Annotated in this window: 18 protein-coding genes and 1 pseudogene; 8 read left to right on the plus strand and 11 right to left on the minus strand. The window is 68.5% G+C overall.

Going from position 1 to position 13,725, the window contains the following annotated elements; translation table 11 throughout:
- Positions 1-52 precede the first annotated feature (52 nt).
- From typA to MSG_RS19130, 4 genes are all read right to left on the minus strand, one after another.
- The gene (typA, locus tag MSG_RS19115; protein ID WP_170063171.1) at positions 53-1,942 is read right to left on the minus strand and encodes a translational GTPase TypA; all 1,890 of its coding nucleotides are present in this window, start codon (positions 1,940-1,942) and stop codon (positions 53-55) included.
- Between the two features lie 139 nt (positions 1,943-2,081).
- Entirely contained in the window at positions 2,082-2,474 is a 393-nt protein-coding gene (locus tag MSG_RS19120; RefSeq protein WP_096442045.1) for a (deoxy)nucleoside triphosphate pyrophosphohydrolase, read from the minus strand.
- A 7-nt stretch (positions 2,475-2,481) separates the two neighbouring features.
- Entirely contained in the window at positions 2,482-3,414 is a 933-nt protein-coding gene (locus tag MSG_RS19125; RefSeq protein WP_096442047.1) for a TIGR03619 family F420-dependent LLM class oxidoreductase, read from the minus strand.
- A 92-nt stretch (positions 3,415-3,506) separates the two neighbouring features.
- Positions 3,507-3,704 (minus strand): hypothetical protein, encoded by a 198-nt coding sequence (locus MSG_RS19130; RefSeq protein WP_096442049.1) that lies wholly within the window; start codon positions 3,702-3,704, stop codon positions 3,507-3,509.
- Between the two features lie 164 nt (positions 3,705-3,868).
- On the opposite strand from MSG_RS19130, the gene MSG_RS19135 reads away from it, so the two are divergent.
- The gene (locus MSG_RS19135; protein ID WP_096442051.1) at positions 3,869-4,153 is read left to right on the plus strand and encodes a 4a-hydroxytetrahydrobiopterin dehydratase; all 285 of its coding nucleotides are present in this window, start codon (positions 3,869-3,871) and stop codon (positions 4,151-4,153) included.
- On the opposite strand, the gene MSG_RS19140 is transcribed toward MSG_RS19135, so the two are convergent.
- Positions 4,150-5,463, minus strand: a complete 1,314-nt coding sequence (locus MSG_RS19140; protein WP_232011083.1) for a mannosyltransferase — start codon at positions 5,461-5,463, stop codon at positions 4,150-4,152. The genes MSG_RS19135 and MSG_RS19140 overlap by 4 nt on opposite strands.
- A gap of 114 nt (positions 5,464-5,577) precedes the next feature.
- On the opposite strand from MSG_RS19140, the gene MSG_RS19145 reads away from it, so the two are divergent.
- Both MSG_RS19145 and MSG_RS19150 read left to right on the plus strand, forming a co-directional pair.
- Positions 5,578-6,249, plus strand: a complete 672-nt coding sequence (locus MSG_RS19145; protein WP_096442055.1) for a hypothetical protein — start codon at positions 5,578-5,580, stop codon at positions 6,247-6,249.
- A 48-nt stretch (positions 6,250-6,297) separates the two neighbouring features.
- Complete coding sequence (locus tag MSG_RS19150; protein ID WP_096442057.1) at positions 6,298-7,335, plus strand: Rv1157c family protein; 1,038 nt, start codon at positions 6,298-6,300, stop codon at positions 7,333-7,335.
- 177 nt (positions 7,336-7,512) lie between these two features.
- On the opposite strand, the gene MSG_RS19155 is transcribed toward MSG_RS19150, so the two are convergent.
- Together MSG_RS19155 and MSG_RS19160 are read right to left on the minus strand one after the other, a co-directional pair.
- Positions 7,513-7,659, minus strand: a complete 147-nt coding sequence (locus MSG_RS19155) for a hypothetical protein (RefSeq protein ID WP_063892814.1) — start codon at positions 7,657-7,659, stop codon at positions 7,513-7,515.
- Between the two features lie 27 nt (positions 7,660-7,686).
- Positions 7,687-8,274, minus strand: coding sequence for an HhH-GPD-type base excision DNA repair protein (locus tag MSG_RS19160; protein WP_096442059.1), 588 nt, complete (start codon positions 8,272-8,274; stop codon positions 7,687-7,689).
- Between the two features lie 107 nt (positions 8,275-8,381).
- On the opposite strand from MSG_RS19160, the gene MSG_RS19165 reads away from it, so the two are divergent.
- A complete protein-coding gene (locus MSG_RS19165) occupies positions 8,382-8,885 on the plus strand; it encodes a nuclear transport factor 2 family protein (protein ID WP_373421185.1) in 504 nt (167 codons plus the stop codon).
- Between the two features lie 25 nt (positions 8,886-8,910).
- Here the strand turns inward: MSG_RS19165 and MSG_RS19170 are convergent, their stop codons facing one another.
- Together MSG_RS19170 and MSG_RS19175 are read right to left on the minus strand one after the other, a co-directional pair.
- On the minus strand, positions 8,911-9,102 hold the full coding sequence (locus MSG_RS19170; RefSeq protein ID WP_096442063.1) for a DUF5302 domain-containing protein: 192 nt from the start codon (positions 9,100-9,102) through the stop codon (positions 8,911-8,913).
- Positions 9,103-9,120: 18 nt separating this feature from the next.
- The gene (locus tag MSG_RS19175; RefSeq protein WP_096442065.1) at positions 9,121-9,564 is read right to left on the minus strand and encodes a PPOX class F420-dependent oxidoreductase; all 444 of its coding nucleotides are present in this window, start codon (positions 9,562-9,564) and stop codon (positions 9,121-9,123) included.
- A 32-nt stretch (positions 9,565-9,596) separates the two neighbouring features.
- On the opposite strand from MSG_RS19175, the pseudogene MSG_RS19180 reads away from it, so the two are divergent.
- The 3 genes and pseudogenes from MSG_RS19180 (at position 9,597) to MSG_RS19190 (ending at position 11,858) form a co-directional block, all read left to right on the plus strand.
- Positions 9,597-10,128, plus strand: a pseudogene (locus MSG_RS19180) (DUF1697 domain-containing protein).
- Positions 10,129-10,159: 31 nt separating this feature from the next.
- Positions 10,160-10,990 carry a class I SAM-dependent methyltransferase gene (locus MSG_RS19185; RefSeq protein WP_096442067.1) on the plus strand — a complete coding sequence of 277 codons (831 nt, stop codon included), beginning with the start codon at positions 10,160-10,162 and terminating at the stop codon, positions 10,988-10,990.
- 31 nt (positions 10,991-11,021) lie between these two features.
- Entirely contained in the window at positions 11,022-11,858 is an 837-nt protein-coding gene (locus MSG_RS19190) for a class I SAM-dependent methyltransferase (protein ID WP_096442069.1), read from the plus strand.
- A 7-nt stretch (positions 11,859-11,865) separates the two neighbouring features.
- On the opposite strand, the gene MSG_RS19195 is transcribed toward MSG_RS19190, so the two are convergent.
- A complete protein-coding gene (locus tag MSG_RS19195; protein WP_096442070.1) occupies positions 11,866-12,231 on the minus strand; it encodes a GntR family transcriptional regulator in 366 nt (121 codons plus the stop codon).
- 47 nt (positions 12,232-12,278) lie between these two features.
- Between MSG_RS19195 and MSG_RS19200 the strand changes: the two genes are divergently transcribed.
- Positions 12,279-12,995, plus strand: a complete 717-nt coding sequence (locus MSG_RS19200) for an NAD-dependent deacylase (protein ID WP_096442072.1) — start codon at positions 12,279-12,281, stop codon at positions 12,993-12,995.
- A gap of 3 nt (positions 12,996-12,998) precedes the next feature.
- On the opposite strand, the gene MSG_RS19205 is transcribed toward MSG_RS19200, so the two are convergent.
- The gene (locus tag MSG_RS19205) at positions 12,999-13,652 is read right to left on the minus strand and encodes a class I SAM-dependent methyltransferase (protein ID WP_096442074.1); all 654 of its coding nucleotides are present in this window, start codon (positions 13,650-13,652) and stop codon (positions 12,999-13,001) included.
- Between the last annotated feature and the right edge of the window lie 73 nt (positions 13,653-13,725).

Here is a 13,725-nt window from a genome sequence, read left to right on the forward strand (position 1 = left end):
CAGGATGACGTGACGGGCCCGATGTAGCACGACCATGAGGTTATCGAGCAAATCAACCCCGGGCTTTGGCGCGGGAACGGCTGCGGGCCCGGGACGTGGCGTCCAGTTCGACCTTGCGGACCCGCACGATCTCCGGCGTCACCTCGACGCACTCGTCGGCGGCGCAGAATTCCATGGCACCTTCCAGGTCCAGCTCCAGCGGCTTGGCCAGGGTCTCGATGACGTCGGCGGTCGACGACCGCATGTTGGTCAGCTTCTTTTCCCGGGTGACGTTGATGTCGAGATCCTCTGGGCGCGGGTTGATTCCGACGACCATGCCCTCGTAGGTGTCCTGCCCGGGGTCGACGAAGAACTGCCCCCGGTCCGCGAGCTGAATCATCGCGAACGGCGTGATGGTGCCGGAGCGGTCGGACACCAGCGAGCCGGTGTGGCGGGCCCGGATCTCCCCCGCCCACGGCCGGTAGCCGTCGAACACGGCGTTGGCGATGCCGGTGCCCCGGGTCAGCGTGAGAAAGTCCGTCCGGAACCCGATCAGGCCGCGGCTGGGGACGATGAAGTCCATCCGGACCCAGCCCGCCGCGTGGTTGGCCATCTCCTCCATGCGGCCCTTGCGCCCGGCCATCAGCTGGGTGATGGCGCCGACGAACTCCTCGGGGCAGTCGATCGTCATCGCCTCGAACGGTTCGTGCAGCTTGCCGTCGATCGTCTTGGTGACGACCTGCGGCTTGCCGACGGTCAGCTCGAAGCCCTCCCGGCGCATCTGTTCGACCAGCACGGCCAGGGCGAGCTCGCCGCGGCCCTGCACCTCCCAGGCGTCGGGCCGACCGATGTCGACCACCCGGATCGACACGTTGCCGACCAGCTCGGCGTCCAGCCGGTTGCGGACCATGCGGGCGGTCAGCTTGTGGCCGGACACCTTGCCCGCCAGCGGCGAGGTGTTGGTGCCGATCGTCACCGAGATCGCCGGCTCGTCGACGGTGATGCGCGGCAGCGCGTGGGCGTGGTCGGGATCGGCCAACGTGTCGCCGATCATGATCTCGGGCAGCCCGGCGACCGCGACGATGTCGCCGGCGATCGCCTCGTTGGTGGGGGTGCGTTCGACGCCCTCGGTCGCCAGGAGCTCGGTGATCTTGGCGCTGGTGATGACGGGCAGGCCGTCGACCTCGCGCATCCAGGCGACCTGCTGCCCCTTGCGGATCTTGCCGTTGTAGATGCGGATCAGCGCGAGCCGCCCCAGGAAGGCCGACGCGTCGAGGTTGGTCACCAGCGCCTGCAGCGGCGCCTTCGGATCCCCCGACGGCGGCGGGATGTGCTCCATCAGCACGTCGAACAGCGGGTCGAGGTTGTCGCCGGCGGGCACCTCGCCGTCGGCGGGCTGCTCGGTGCTGGCGATGCCGGCGCGCCCGGACGCGTACAAGGTCGGCAGGCCGAGCGCGTGCTCGGCGGCCGCGGCCGCCTCGTCGTCCAGATCCGCCGCGACGTCGAGCAATAGGTCGTGGCTGGCCTCCACCACCTCGGTGATGCGGGCGTCGGGCCGGTCGGTCTTGTTGACGACCAGGATGACCGGCAGATGGGCGGCCAGGGCCTTGCGCAGTACGAACCGGGTCTGCGGCAACGGGCCCTCGGACGCGTCGACCAGCAGCAGCACCCCGTCGACCATGGACAGCCCGCGTTCCACCTCGCCCCCGAAGTCGGCGTGGCCCGGGGTGTCGATCACATTGATGACGGTCACCGATCCGTCCGCGTTGCGGCGGTGCACGGCGGTGTTCTTGGCCAGGATGGTGATGCCCTTTTCCTTTTCCAGGTCACCGCTGTCCATGATGCGTTCCTGCGTGTCATCCCCACGATGGGTCAGCGCGCCGGACTGGCGCAGCATCGCGTCGACGAGGGTGGTTTTGCCGTGGTCGACGTGGGCGACGATGGCGACGTTGCGGAATGGCACGTCGGTGATTCTGGCAGCGGGGGGCTGAGAAGGCGAACTGGCTAGCGAAGCGGCAGGTGGCCAGCGCCTCGTCACCAACCCCGGCGGCGCGGCGCCGACCCGACCCATTGACCCTTGTCGGTCGGCTCGCGGCACCAGCTCAGAGCGCCGCGGCCAGGGCGCCTAGCCACTCCCGGTCGGCCGGCACCCAGTCGACGTCCGCCAACTCGGCCGCGCTCACCCAGCGCAACGCGCGGTGATCGTGCGGCCGCGGTTCGCCCCGCAGCAGCCGCACCCGATAGGCCCGCAGCGTCACCGCGCCGTCCAGCACGATGTCGCCGCCGAGCCGGTCTCCCACGACGACGTCGCCGGCCGCCACGCCCAGCTCCTCGGCCAATTCGCGGGCCAGCGCGGCAGGCTCGGTCTCGCCGCTCGCGACCTTGCCGCCGGGAAGCTCCCAGCGGCCGGCCAACTCCGGCGGGCGCGCGCGTTGCGCCACCAAGACGGTGGAGCTGCGGATGACGGCCCCGGCAACGACGATCTGGGCGGGCACGGCCGCCTCAGCCCCCGACGGCGTTGCGCACCGCCTCGACGAAAGCCCGCAGGTCGCGTTCCCGATTCTCCGCGGCCAGCGGCCAGTAGGTCACCCGCAGATCGGTGACACCCGCTTTGACCTGGGCCGCCGCATCCGCCGCGACGGCGGCCAGGTCCGGTTGGCCGTCCGCGCCGGCCTTCACGCGCATCGCACCGCTGACCCCGAACCCCTCCGGATCGCCGCCGGCGCGTTCGACTTCCGCACGCATCCGCCCGACTCCACCCGCGATGTCCCGGACGTCCGGGCCCCACGGAATCCAGCAGCTGCCGAAACGAGCGAGCCGGGCAGCGACGCGCCGGTTCGACGTCCCACTTACCCAGATCGGCACCCCACCGGGTTGGACGGGCTTGGGCATCTGGTGGATCCGATCGAAGCTCAGCCGGGGCGAGCTATAGCTCACTTCGTTCTCGCGCCACAGGCGCTGGCACACCTCGAGCGTCTCGTCCAGCAGGGCCCCGCGGCCGTCGAAGTCGACGCCGCAGGCTTCGTATTCCTCGCGCTGCCACCCCACGCCCACGCCGAGATCGATGCGACCGGACGACAGAACATCCAGGGTGGCAACGGTTTTCGCGAGTACCGCAGCCGGGCGCAGCGCGGCGAGCAGGATGTTGGTGCCCAACCGGATGCGTTCGGTCCGTGCCGCCAGAAAGGTCAGGACCGTCAGCGGCTCCAGCCAATGCCCGTCCGGGCCGGTGGGCTGGCGCCCGCCCGCGGTCCCCCCGGCTTTGGGATCGGCGTAGGCGTCCATGTTCATGCCGAACGCGACATGCTCGGAGACCAGCACCCGGTCGAACCCGCAGCTTTCCAGCAACTGCGTCCGGTCGGTGAGGTGGTCCCAGCCGGAAGGCGCCTCGGCCGAGAAGGAGGGAATGCCCATGGACAGCTGTATGGAGGCCATTGCGGCAGAGTAACCGATCGACGCGCGCCGCCCTCAGTCGTATCGTTGCACGACGAACTACGTTGCAGTCCAACAACTTTCGAGGTCGACGATTATTTCCTGTTCCGGTAGACGTCAGCCAGGTCGGCGGCGATCAGCTTGGCGACCTCCCCCGCCCGCTCGGGGGTGTTGTACGGTCCGCCGATTTGGATGTACACGCTCCATCCGCCGTCGGGGTCCGCATTGACCTGCACGGCGTCGGACTGTTCGAGGTACTCGCGGTGCAGGCCGATGAACTCGTCGGGTTTCATGCGGTCAGGGTAAGCCAGGGCAGGTCATGTCAGTGTGCTGTTCATGGTCGCGTTCGGCAAAGTTCGCGTAGCTGCGCCCAAAATTGGGATACCCCGTTAATGGTCGGCGGCTTGGCCACTGCGACTCCGCTTTGGTTTGCCCGCGCGGCGGTAGCGTTGGGCGCATGGCTGTGTTAACGGATGACCAAGTAGACGCCGCACTGCCCGACCTCGACGGCTGGGAGCGGGCCAACGGCGCGCTGCGCCGCTCGATCAAATTCGACAGTTTTCTTGCCGGCATCGACGCGGTGCGCCGGGTGGCCGAGCACGCCGAGCGCAAGGATCACCACCCGGACATCGACATTCGTTGGCGGACAGTGACTTTCGCGCTGGTTACGCATTCCGAGGGCGGCATCACCAAAAACGACGTCGAGATGGCCCGCGACATCAACGGGATCGTCGCCGGTTAACCGAGCGGAGTCGTCGCCTTGGCGGCGGGCGGCCCGGTGACCGGGGCGACGGACTGCGCGGCGCGCCCGCCCCAGGTCGCGATCAGCATCAGGGTGACCACCGCCGCGCCGGTGTAGGCCAGCGCGGCCCAGGCGAGGTACCAGGGCCGGCTGATCTGCCAGATAGTCGGCTGGGCGAACAACAGTAACCACGGCACGCCGATGAGGGTCAGCACCAGCCAACCCCAGCCGGCGACCCGCGCACCGCGCCGCTCGCGCGCCGGCCCGTGCAGCAACCAGATCATCAGCGGCACCAGCCACACCCAGTGGTGGGTCCACGAGATCGGCGACACCAGCAGGCCGAACAGCTCGACCACCAACAGCTTCCCGAGCCGATCCGAACCGTCCAACGCGCGCCACGCCAGGACGGCGAGCACCGCTGTACCGGCGATCGCGATCAGGACCGGCGCACCGAATCCGGCGTCGTGGCCGAGAATCCGGGAGATGCCGCCGCGCCACGACTGATTGATTGACGTGGCTATGGGTCCCACCCGATGCGCGTCACCCAGCAGCTCGGTGAAGTAGTAGCGGGTCTGGTCGCCGACGACCACCGCCGAGAGCGCGACGGTGCCGAAGAAGACGACCGCCGAAAACACGGCCGCGCTGAAACGCCGGACGCCGACGAGATAGGCGCCGGCGATGGCCGGCGTCAACTTGATCCCGGACGCCACGCCGATCAGCAGCCCCGACAGCCACCAGCGCGTCGTGTATACCCCGCAGAGGACGACCAGCAGCAGGAAGACGTTGATCTGCCCATAGTCGAAGTTGTTGCGCAGCGGCTCAATCCAGACGGTGACCGCCGTCCAGGCCATCGCGATACGCCCGCCGGCGCCGGCTGGCACGCCCAGCAGACGCTGGCTGATCCGTACCGAGCCGTACAACGCGGCGATCATGGCGACCTGCCACAGAAAACCCACCAGGCCGAACGGCAGCAGGTGCAGCGGGTAGAACACGATGGCCGCGAACGGTGGATAGGTGAACGGCAGCGGGAAGTCCGGCGTGTGCTCGCCGTAGACGAAGTTGTACAGGGTGCCGGGATGGTCGAGCGCGGCGGCGCCGCCGAGGTAGACGTGCAGGTCGACGAAGTTGGCGCCGTTGGGAGTCAGGTACGTCAGGGCCAGCCGCGCGGCGATGCTCGCGATCAGCAACACCGGCGCGCCCGTGGCGAGCAGACTCGCCAGCCGCCGGATAGTCGATGCCGCCGGGGCGGCCGAGGTGGTGTCTATGCGCCTGACTTTAGTGCGGCGGTCGTTTTCCGGGTGCTCGGTCACCGCTCCCACTCGTATCGGTAACGATCAAATAAATGCCACACGTGTCACTTGAGTCCCATCAGCATCAAAGTAGCTTCAGGACCCGTCACCTGTTGTCGATCCCTTGGGGGAGCAATGCCAACCATTTGGACTTACGCCAAAGCCGCCGCCGTCGTCGTCGGCTCGTCCGCTGCGCTACTGGCGGGCGGTATCGCCCACGCCGATCCCGTTCCGGGGGTTCCGGACCCGGTGCAGAACATTCCGCAGCAACTCATCGCTTCGGTGGCCAACGCGCCACAGATTCTGCAGAACTTCGCGACCGCGCTCGGCGCGCAGCCGCCCGCCGCGCCGGCCGCACCGGGCATCACCTTCCCGGGACTGAGCCCGGCCTCGGCGGGGACGGCGTCGTCCCCGGCGGCCGTTCCGTCGATTCCCGGCCTGTCACCGGCCGCCCCCGCCGCTCCCACGGCGCCGACCATTCCCGGACTGAACTCGATTCCGGGGCTGGCGCAAACGACTCCGGCGGCACCGGCCAGTCCGGCGATTCCGGGGCTCAGCTCGATCCCGGGGTTGACTCCGGCGGCACCGGCCGCCGCGCCGGCGTCGAACCTGCCCCAGGTGGCGAAGGTCGACATGCCGGCGCTGCCCGGCCTGCCGCTGAACGTGCCGCCGAAGCTGTCGTTGCCTGGTGATCTGCCGGCGCTGGCCTCGAGTGCCCTCCCGGGTGCGGCGACCGCCCCTGCCGCAGCCGCACCGGCCGCGCCTGCGCCGCTCGCGGCGCCGTCGCTGCTGTCCGCGCTGCCCTGATCAAACACCGTTAGACGACTAACCCACTACCCAGGACCGGAGGACATCGTGGGAAGCACTTGGAATCTGTCCAAAGGTGTGGCCGCTGTCGTCACGGCATCGGCTGCCGCGTTCGGGTTCTCCCCGAGCGCGGCAGCCGACCCGGCGGCACCGCTCCCGGCACCGCAACCGAACTCGACCCAGCAGCTACCGGGTCTGCCCGCGTTGTCGGAGCTGAGCCCGATCATTCAGCAGGCCGCCGGCAACCCCGGCCAGGCCACCCAGCTGCTGATGTCGGCGGCGCAGGCGTTCACGCACAATGCCACCGCACCGAGCGAGTCCAAGAACGTGGCCGCGACGGTGAATCAGTTTGTCCAGGAGCCGGGTTCGCCGCTGCCCGGCGCGCCGGCCCCGGCACCCAGCGCCGCGACCCCGGCCGAGAGCCTGCCGCCCGAGCACGTGCCCGCGGCCGGCATCGAGCCCGGTTTCCAGTCCCACTTGCCGCAGGGCGTCGACCCGGTCCACGCGGTGGGTCCCGGCGCGGCCGCGCCGGCTCCCGTCGCCGCCCCGCCCGCGGCCGCAGCTGCTCCTGCGGGGCCACCCGCTCCGGCGGCGGCACCAGCGCCCGCTCCGGCGGCGGCACCAGCGCCCGCTCCGGCGCCGGCTCCCGCGGCGGCGGCTCCGGGCTTTGGCCCTGACTCCCCCGTCACGCAGGACTTCATGTACCCGTCGATCGGCACGAATTGCCTTGCGGACGGCACCAGCTCGATAGCGACGGCGCTGTCGGTGGCCGGGCCGGCCAAGATTCCGCTACCCGGCCCCGGACCCGGCCAGACCGCCTATGTGTTCACCGCGGTCGGCACGCCCGGACCCGCGGAGACGCAGAAGCTGCCGCTCAATGTCACGTGGGTGAACCTGACCACGGGCAAGTCGGGCACCGTGACGCTCAAGCCACGCACCGACATCAACCCCGACGGGCCGACGACACTGACCGCCATCGCCGACACCGGCCCGGGCAGCGTCATGTCGACGATCTTCGGTCAGGTCACGACCAAAGAAAAACAGTGCCAATTCATGCCCACCATCGGCTCGACGGTGGTGCCGTAGCCGCCGACCAATACCCTCCCCCGGTGCGAGCGCGCGTGTCACCGCACGACACGCGCGCTCGTCCTATGTGTGAGGTTGTCGGTCTGCAACGCCGAACGTGTACTGGTTGCGGAATTCGCGCTGATTTCTCGCAGTGAGTCCACGTTCGGCGAGGCTGCTGACGCCGGGACGCCGGAGTCAGTACGCCATGAACAAAATCGCGTCGCGGTCGTAATCCAGGCCCGGATGCACGCTGGCAAGGTGAGCCTGGGTCAGCTCGACCAGCTCGTCCTCGTCCTTGCCGACGATGGCCTCTCCGCACGGACACGTGATGTGCGTCTTCACGTTGGCGCCTTCCCTTCTGGTGAACTATTACTTGGCCGCCTTGGCAGCCGCTTTCAGCTGCTTTTTGTACGATCGCACTTCGCTCATCGACTGGGCGTCGACGATGTCGGCGACGGAGATGTGCGTGCCGGCCTTGCCGAACTGCCCGGCCGCCGCGCGCCATCCCTTCGGCGTGACGCCGTACTGCTTGCCCAGCAATGCCAGAAAGATCTGGGCCTTCACCTCGCCGAAACCGGGTAACCCCTTGATGCGCCGCAGCAGCTCGTCGCCGTCGGGGTCGCCGGCGGTCCACAAGCCGGCGGCGTCGCCGTCGTAGCGGTCGACGATGATCTGGGCCAGGGTCTGGATCCGCTTGGCCATCGATCCCGGAAATCGGTGTATCGCAGGTCTTTCCGAGCACAGCGCGGCGAACTTGTCGGGGTCGTAGTCGGCGATCTCGGCCGCCGAAAGCGTTCCCGACCTGCCCATCCGGTCCGCGATCTTCTTCGGTCCCGCGAAGGCGGTCTCAAACGGCACCTGCTGATCGAGAACCATTCCGATGAGCAGGGCCAACGGATCTTCGTCCAGCAGCGCGTCGGCCTCGGGATCTTGCGCGAGCCACAGTTTGACTGTCACGGACCAACCTTTCCGCTGAACACCCTAAGCCCGATGGTTGAGAGACTACTCACCAGCAATCACCGCGTTATCGTGACGTGGTGCTGAATGTGGCCAAACTGGAACTAATGCTGGCCCGCGACGAACTGCGTGCGCTCGTCAACGCGTATTGCCGGGCCGTCGACCGCGCCGACTACGCGGCCCTGCGGCAGCTGTACCACCCCGACGCGACCGACACGCACGGTGAGTTCTCGACCGGTGGCGTCGAGCAGTTCATCGAGCAGCTGCAGGCCGCGGAGCCGTATGTGCGTGTCTCCCAACACAACATCACCACGACGAACTTCGTCATCGACGGCGACACCGCCCGCGGCGAGATCTACTGCCTGGTGTTCCACACCTTCGCCGGTCCCGAGCACGACATCGACGTCCTCATCGGCGGCCGGTACCTCGACGAGTACACCCAGCACGACGGGCGGTGGAAATTCAGCCGGCGCACCATCGTGGCGGATTGGTCATACCAAAACGACCCGTCCCGAGTGGACTTCTCGCATCCCAGCACCCGGGGCAGTCTGCGCGGCCGACCGGGCCGGACCGACCCGTCGATCGGCCTCTTCACACAGTCACAAGGCTAACGAAAGGCCTTGTCCGCCGGGGGATTTAGCCGCTCTTGCGCCGGAACTCCCGATGGCTGCCCGCCGCTCCGTGCGCCCGCGACTGCTTGCCGCCGGCGTCCTTGTGGGCGGCCCCGCCGGAAGACTTGGACATCTTGCGCTCCAGGGCCTCGCGAAATTTGCGCTTGTTCTCGTCCTCTGCGCCCGAAGCGTCCTGTTTGGAGTTCGATTCAGCCATACCGGCAGCCTAGCCCTGCTACCGCTTGCCCGGCGGCATGCCGTACAGATGGGAGATCGGCAGCCTCAGCACCACCCGCCGATCCGTGACCATCGCCCGCCGGTAGTCGTCCCAGTCGGGGTGCTCACCGGCGATGTTGCGATACAGCGCAATCAGCGCCTCCACGGTGTCGTCACCGGGTGCCGCCGCCGGGGGCGTCAGCTCCGCGACGCCCTCGGCGACGGCATACGACCAGCCGTCGTCGGAGTCGACCAGGATCGAGGCCCGCGGATCTCGGCGCAGGTTGCGGGTCTTGGCGCGCGGCTCGGTGATCGACACCCGGATCACCAACTCCCGCGGGTCGAAGTGGTAGCTCACGTTCGACAGTTGCGGCCGCCCGTCGCGCTTGATCGTGGCCAGCACCCCCAGGGAGTTCCCACTGATCAGGGCCAACAGCTTGTCGTCGAAGACTTGGCGTCCCATGTAAGGAGCCTACGTCGTGCTGAAATCGCAGGATGACCACGTACGCGGCATTTCTGCGCGGCGTCAATGTCGGCGGTGTCAACCTCAAGATGGCCGAGGTCGCCGGCGCCTTGACCGCCGTGGGGTTCACCAACGTGCGCACCGTCCTGGCCAGTGGGAATGTGCTGCTGGACTCGGCGCCGACCGCGGCCATCGTGCGCAAGAAGGCCGAAGTGGCGTTGCGCGAAAAGCTTCGGTTACCAGGCGTGGGTTCTTCCCTACGCCGTCGACACCGTGCGCGCCATCGACGCCGCGTACCCATTCGAACGCGATGTCGACGGCTCCCAGTGTTACGTCACGTTCGTCGCGGACACCGCCGTGCTCGACGAGCTCGCCGCGCTGGGCGACAAGGCCGGCGCCGACGAGAAGATCAGCCGCGGCCCCGACCGGCTGGGCGTCATCTACTGGCAGGTGCCCAAGGGCGCCACCCTGGACAGCACCATCGGCAAGACGATGGGCAAGCCGCGCTATAAATCGTCGACCACCACCCGCAACCTGCGCACACTGGCCAAACTCTTAGGGTGACGGCGGGCAATGCTGGGTAACGTGTGCGTCGATGACCTCTATTCACCAGCCGGAAAAGGTCTCCCTCGGCGGCGTATCCGAGACCGCGCTGCTGACGCTCAACGCCCGGGCACAGGCGGCACGTCGGCCCGATCCAGTCATTGACGACCCGCTGGCGATCGCGCTGGTCGACTCGATCGACTACGACTTCGCGAAGTTCGGCCGCGCTCGCCAGGACACGGCGCTGCGCGCGAGGCTCTTCGACGCCCAGACCCTGGCCTACCTGACGCAGCACCCGGCAGCCACGGTCGTCGCGCTGGCCGAAGGTCTGCAAACGAGCTTCTGGCGGTTGGACGCGGCCATCCCGGAAGCCCAATTTCCTTGGCTGACGGTCGAGTTACCCGAAATCGTCGATCTGCGGTCGCGGCTGCTTCCGGCTTCTTCGCGGGCCACGATGCGCGCCCAGTCGGCTCTGGACTACAGCTGGATGGATGCGGTGGACTCCTCGCAGGGGGTATTCATCACCGCCGAGGGATTGCTCATGTATCTGCAGCCCGAGCAGGCGATGGGGCTGATCACCCAGTGCGCCAAGAGTTTTCCGGGCGGTCGGATGATGTTCGACCTGCCGCCGACGTTGTTCGCCCGAATGGGCAGGCGCGGCCTGCGCACCTCGCGGCGATACCGGGTGCCCCCGTTGTCGTTCAGCCTGTCGGCGTCTCAGGCCGCCGACCTGGTGCACACGGTGCCCGGGGTGCACGCGGTCTACAACCTGCGGCTGCCACCCGGGCGCGGCCGGGCCTACAACGCCACCGTGTCCCTCATCTATCGGGCGGGTTTCCTCAAGGCACTGCGACCGTGCCTGGCGCTGCTCGAGTTCGGCTAGGCACACCCGACCGCCAGGTACGTTTGATCAGGTGACCTCTACAGACGGGCCCGCAAAAGAAGCCGTCTCCCTCAGCGGTGTTTCCGAGACCGCCCTGCTGACGCTGAACGCGCGGGCCCAGGAGGCCCGCCGCCCGGACTCGGTGATCGACGACCCGATGGCGATCGCGCTGGCCGATTCGATCGACGTCGACTTCGCGAAGTTCGGCACGGCCCACCAGGGCATGGCCATGCGGGCGCGCGTCTTCGACAGCCGGACACTGACATACCTCGACGAGCACCCCGCGGCCACCGTGGTCGCGCTCGCCGAGGGGCTGCAGACCAGCTTCTGGCGCATCGACGCCGCCCGGCCAGAGGGTCGATTCCGTTGGCTCACAGTCGATCTACCGCCGATCATCGAGGTGCGCACCCGGTTGCTGCCAGCGTCGCCGCGGGTGCGGTTGTGCGCCCAGTCCGCGCTGGACTACAGCTGGATGGACGCGGTCGACGCCTCGAACGGGGTGTTCATCACCGCCGAGGGATTGCTGATGTACCTGCAGCCGGAGCAGGCACTGGGGCTGATCGCCCAGTGCGCCAAGCGGTTTCCCGGCGGACAGATGATGTTCGACCTCCCGCCGGGGTGGTTCTCGAAGCTGACCCGATGCGGCGCGATGCGGACCACACGACGCTACCGGGTGCCGCCGATGCCGTTCAGCCTCTCGGTCCGCCAAGCCGCCGGGCTGGTGAGAACGCCGGGAGTACGGGCGGCGCGCGACGTCAGGCCGCTGGCCGGACGCGGCTCGCTGTTCAACGCCGCGGCGGCCTTCATCTACCGCGCGCCGCTGCTGGAGCCGCTGCGTCCCACGGTGACGCTGCTCGAATTCGGCTGAGGAGGCCTTACTCGTCGGGCACGTTGGTGAGGTAGCGCATCGCGTCCGACTTCGTCAGGCCCAGAGCCCGCGCCACTTCCACGTATTCCTTGGCCGCGGCCGCCATCGCGGCGTCGGTCGGGTCGAAGCGGGAGATGAAAGTGCCGAAGCGCCCGCGGGTTTCGACGATTGCCGCGGATTCCAGCTCGCGGTAGGCGCGGGCCACCGTATTGGCCGCCACCCCCAGCTGGCCCGCCAGGTCGCGGACCGTGGGCAGGCGGCTGCCGGGCGGGAGCGCGCCGGCGCGGACTCCGTCGATCACCTGGGTCCGCAATTGGTCGAACAACGGCTTGCCCGCCTTCGTGTCGACCCGTAGCCAATCCCGCAGCTCCACGTGTCCAGTATCACCCAGTCGCCGCCGCGCCCGACTATGTTTGTTGAATGCGGGTGGCGGTACTCAGCGGTGCGGGGATTTCCGCGGAAAGCGGCGTGCCGACATTCCGCGACGACAAGAGCGGGTTGTGGGCCTGCTTCGACCCCTACGAGCTGTCCAGCACGCAGGGCTGGCACGACAATCCCGAACGGGTGTGGGGATGGTATTTGTGGCGCCACTACCTGGTGTCCACGGTCGAACCCAACGACGGGCACCGTGCGATCGCCGCATGGCAGGACGCCGCCGAGGTCAGCGTCATCACCCAGAATGTCGACGACCTGCACGAGCGCGCTGGCAGCGCGCCGGTGCATCACCTGCACGGCAGCCTCTTCGAATTCCGTTGTGCCAGTTGCGGTCTAGCCTATACCGAGCCCCTGCCGCCGATGCCCGAACCCGCCCTTGAAGTCGAACCGCCGCTGTGTCCGCGATGCGGCGGACTGATCCGGCCCGACATCGTCTGGTTCGGTGAGCCGTTGCCCGACGGGCCCTGGCAACGCGCTGTCGAGGCGACGCGGATCGCCGACGTCATGGTGGTGGTGGGAACCTCGGCCATCGTCTACCCCGCGGCCGGCCTCCCCGATCTCGCGCTGGCCAACGGCACGGCCGTGATTGAGGTCAATCCCGAGCCCACCCCGCTGTCGGCAAGCGCCACGCTCAGCATCCGGGAGTCGGCCAGCCAGGCTCTGCCGGGGCTGCTGCAACGGCTGGGCTCCCTGCTGAAGTAACGACTAGGGCCTGCGCGCGCGGCCGATCGCTAACTCTGACACCACCGGCCGGATCGACCAGAAGGGCAGCGTCCGTTCCCGCCGGGAGGTGTCCACCTCGAAACCGGCATCGACGATCATCCGCTCGGTGTCGCGATGGGTGTGGCAGTTACCCAGCAGCGCGGGCCACACCGTCGCGTCGGCGCACCGCTGCAACTTGCCCCGGGCGCCCTTGCTGGCCACATGCTCGAGATAACGCAGCTGCCCGCCGGGGTAAAGGAACGACATCAGGTCGCGTAGCACGCCAACAGGGTCGTCCACCGAGCACAGCACCAGCGAGCACACCACTGCGTCGAATAGTTCCTCGCAGCGAAACCCCTCCGCCGTCTCGGCGATCACCTGGACCGGAACCGGTGCGGCTGCCGCCGCCGCCCGGGCGCGGGCGGCCAGGCGGGGTTCGGGCTCGATGGCGATCACCTGCTCGACCGAATCGGGATACAGCGCGAAGTTCGTTCCGATGCCGGCGCCGACTTCCAGCACCCGCCCGGACAGGCCGGCGAGCGTCTCCAGCCGAAGACGGCGGACCGCGCGGGCCTCATGATTGACGGCGACGGGCCAGACCCGAGCGAAAAATGGATGGTTGACCGTGTGCGCCGCGCAACCCGCCCCCTGCGTCATCTGAGACTCCTTCGAAGATCAGTGTGGCGTCCCAGCCCCCGCCGGGCACCGCGCCAGCCTGACGAATCTACCT

The sequence above is a fragment of the Mycobacterium shigaense genome (assembly GCF_002356315.1).
GTDB lineage: Bacteria > Actinomycetota > Actinomycetes > Mycobacteriales > Mycobacteriaceae > Mycobacterium > Mycobacterium shigaense.

What these genes read in the sequence shown, in the direction of transcription:
- MSG_RS19135 (WP_096442051.1), top strand. Translation starts at nt 3,869, where the DNA reads ATGGCTGTGTTAACGGATGACCAAGTAGACGCCGCACTGCCCGACCTC.
- MSG_RS19145 (WP_096442055.1), top strand. Translation starts at nt 5,578, where the DNA reads ATGCCAACCATTTGGACTTACGCCAAAGCCGCCGCCGTCGTCGTCGGC.
- MSG_RS19185 (WP_096442067.1), top strand. Translation starts at nt 10,160, where the DNA reads ATGACCTCTATTCACCAGCCGGAAAAGGTCTCCCTCGGCGGCGTATCC.
- MSG_RS19205 (WP_096442074.1), bottom strand. Translation starts at nt 13,652, where the DNA reads ATGACGCAGGGGGCGGGTTGCGCGGCGCACACGGTCAACCATCCATTT.
- MSG_RS19130 (WP_096442049.1), bottom strand. Translation starts at nt 3,704, where the DNA reads ATGAAACCCGACGAGTTCATCGGCCTGCACCGCGAGTACCTCGAACAG.
- MSG_RS19175 (WP_096442065.1), bottom strand. Translation starts at nt 9,564, where the DNA reads ATGGGACGCCAAGTCTTCGACGACAAGCTGTTGGCCCTGATCAGTGGG.
- MSG_RS19200 (WP_096442072.1), top strand. Translation starts at nt 12,279, where the DNA reads ATGCGGGTGGCGGTACTCAGCGGTGCGGGGATTTCCGCGGAAAGCGGC.
- MSG_RS19165 (WP_373421185.1), top strand. Translation starts at nt 8,382, where the DNA reads ATGCTGGCCCGCGACGAACTGCGTGCGCTCGTCAACGCGTATTGCCGG.
- MSG_RS19125 (WP_096442047.1), bottom strand. Translation starts at nt 3,414, where the DNA reads ATGGCCTCCATACAGCTGTCCATGGGCATTCCCTCCTTCTCGGCCGAG.
- MSG_RS19170 (WP_096442063.1), bottom strand. Translation starts at nt 9,102, where the DNA reads ATGGCTGAATCGAACTCCAAACAGGACGCTTCGGGCGCAGAGGACGAG.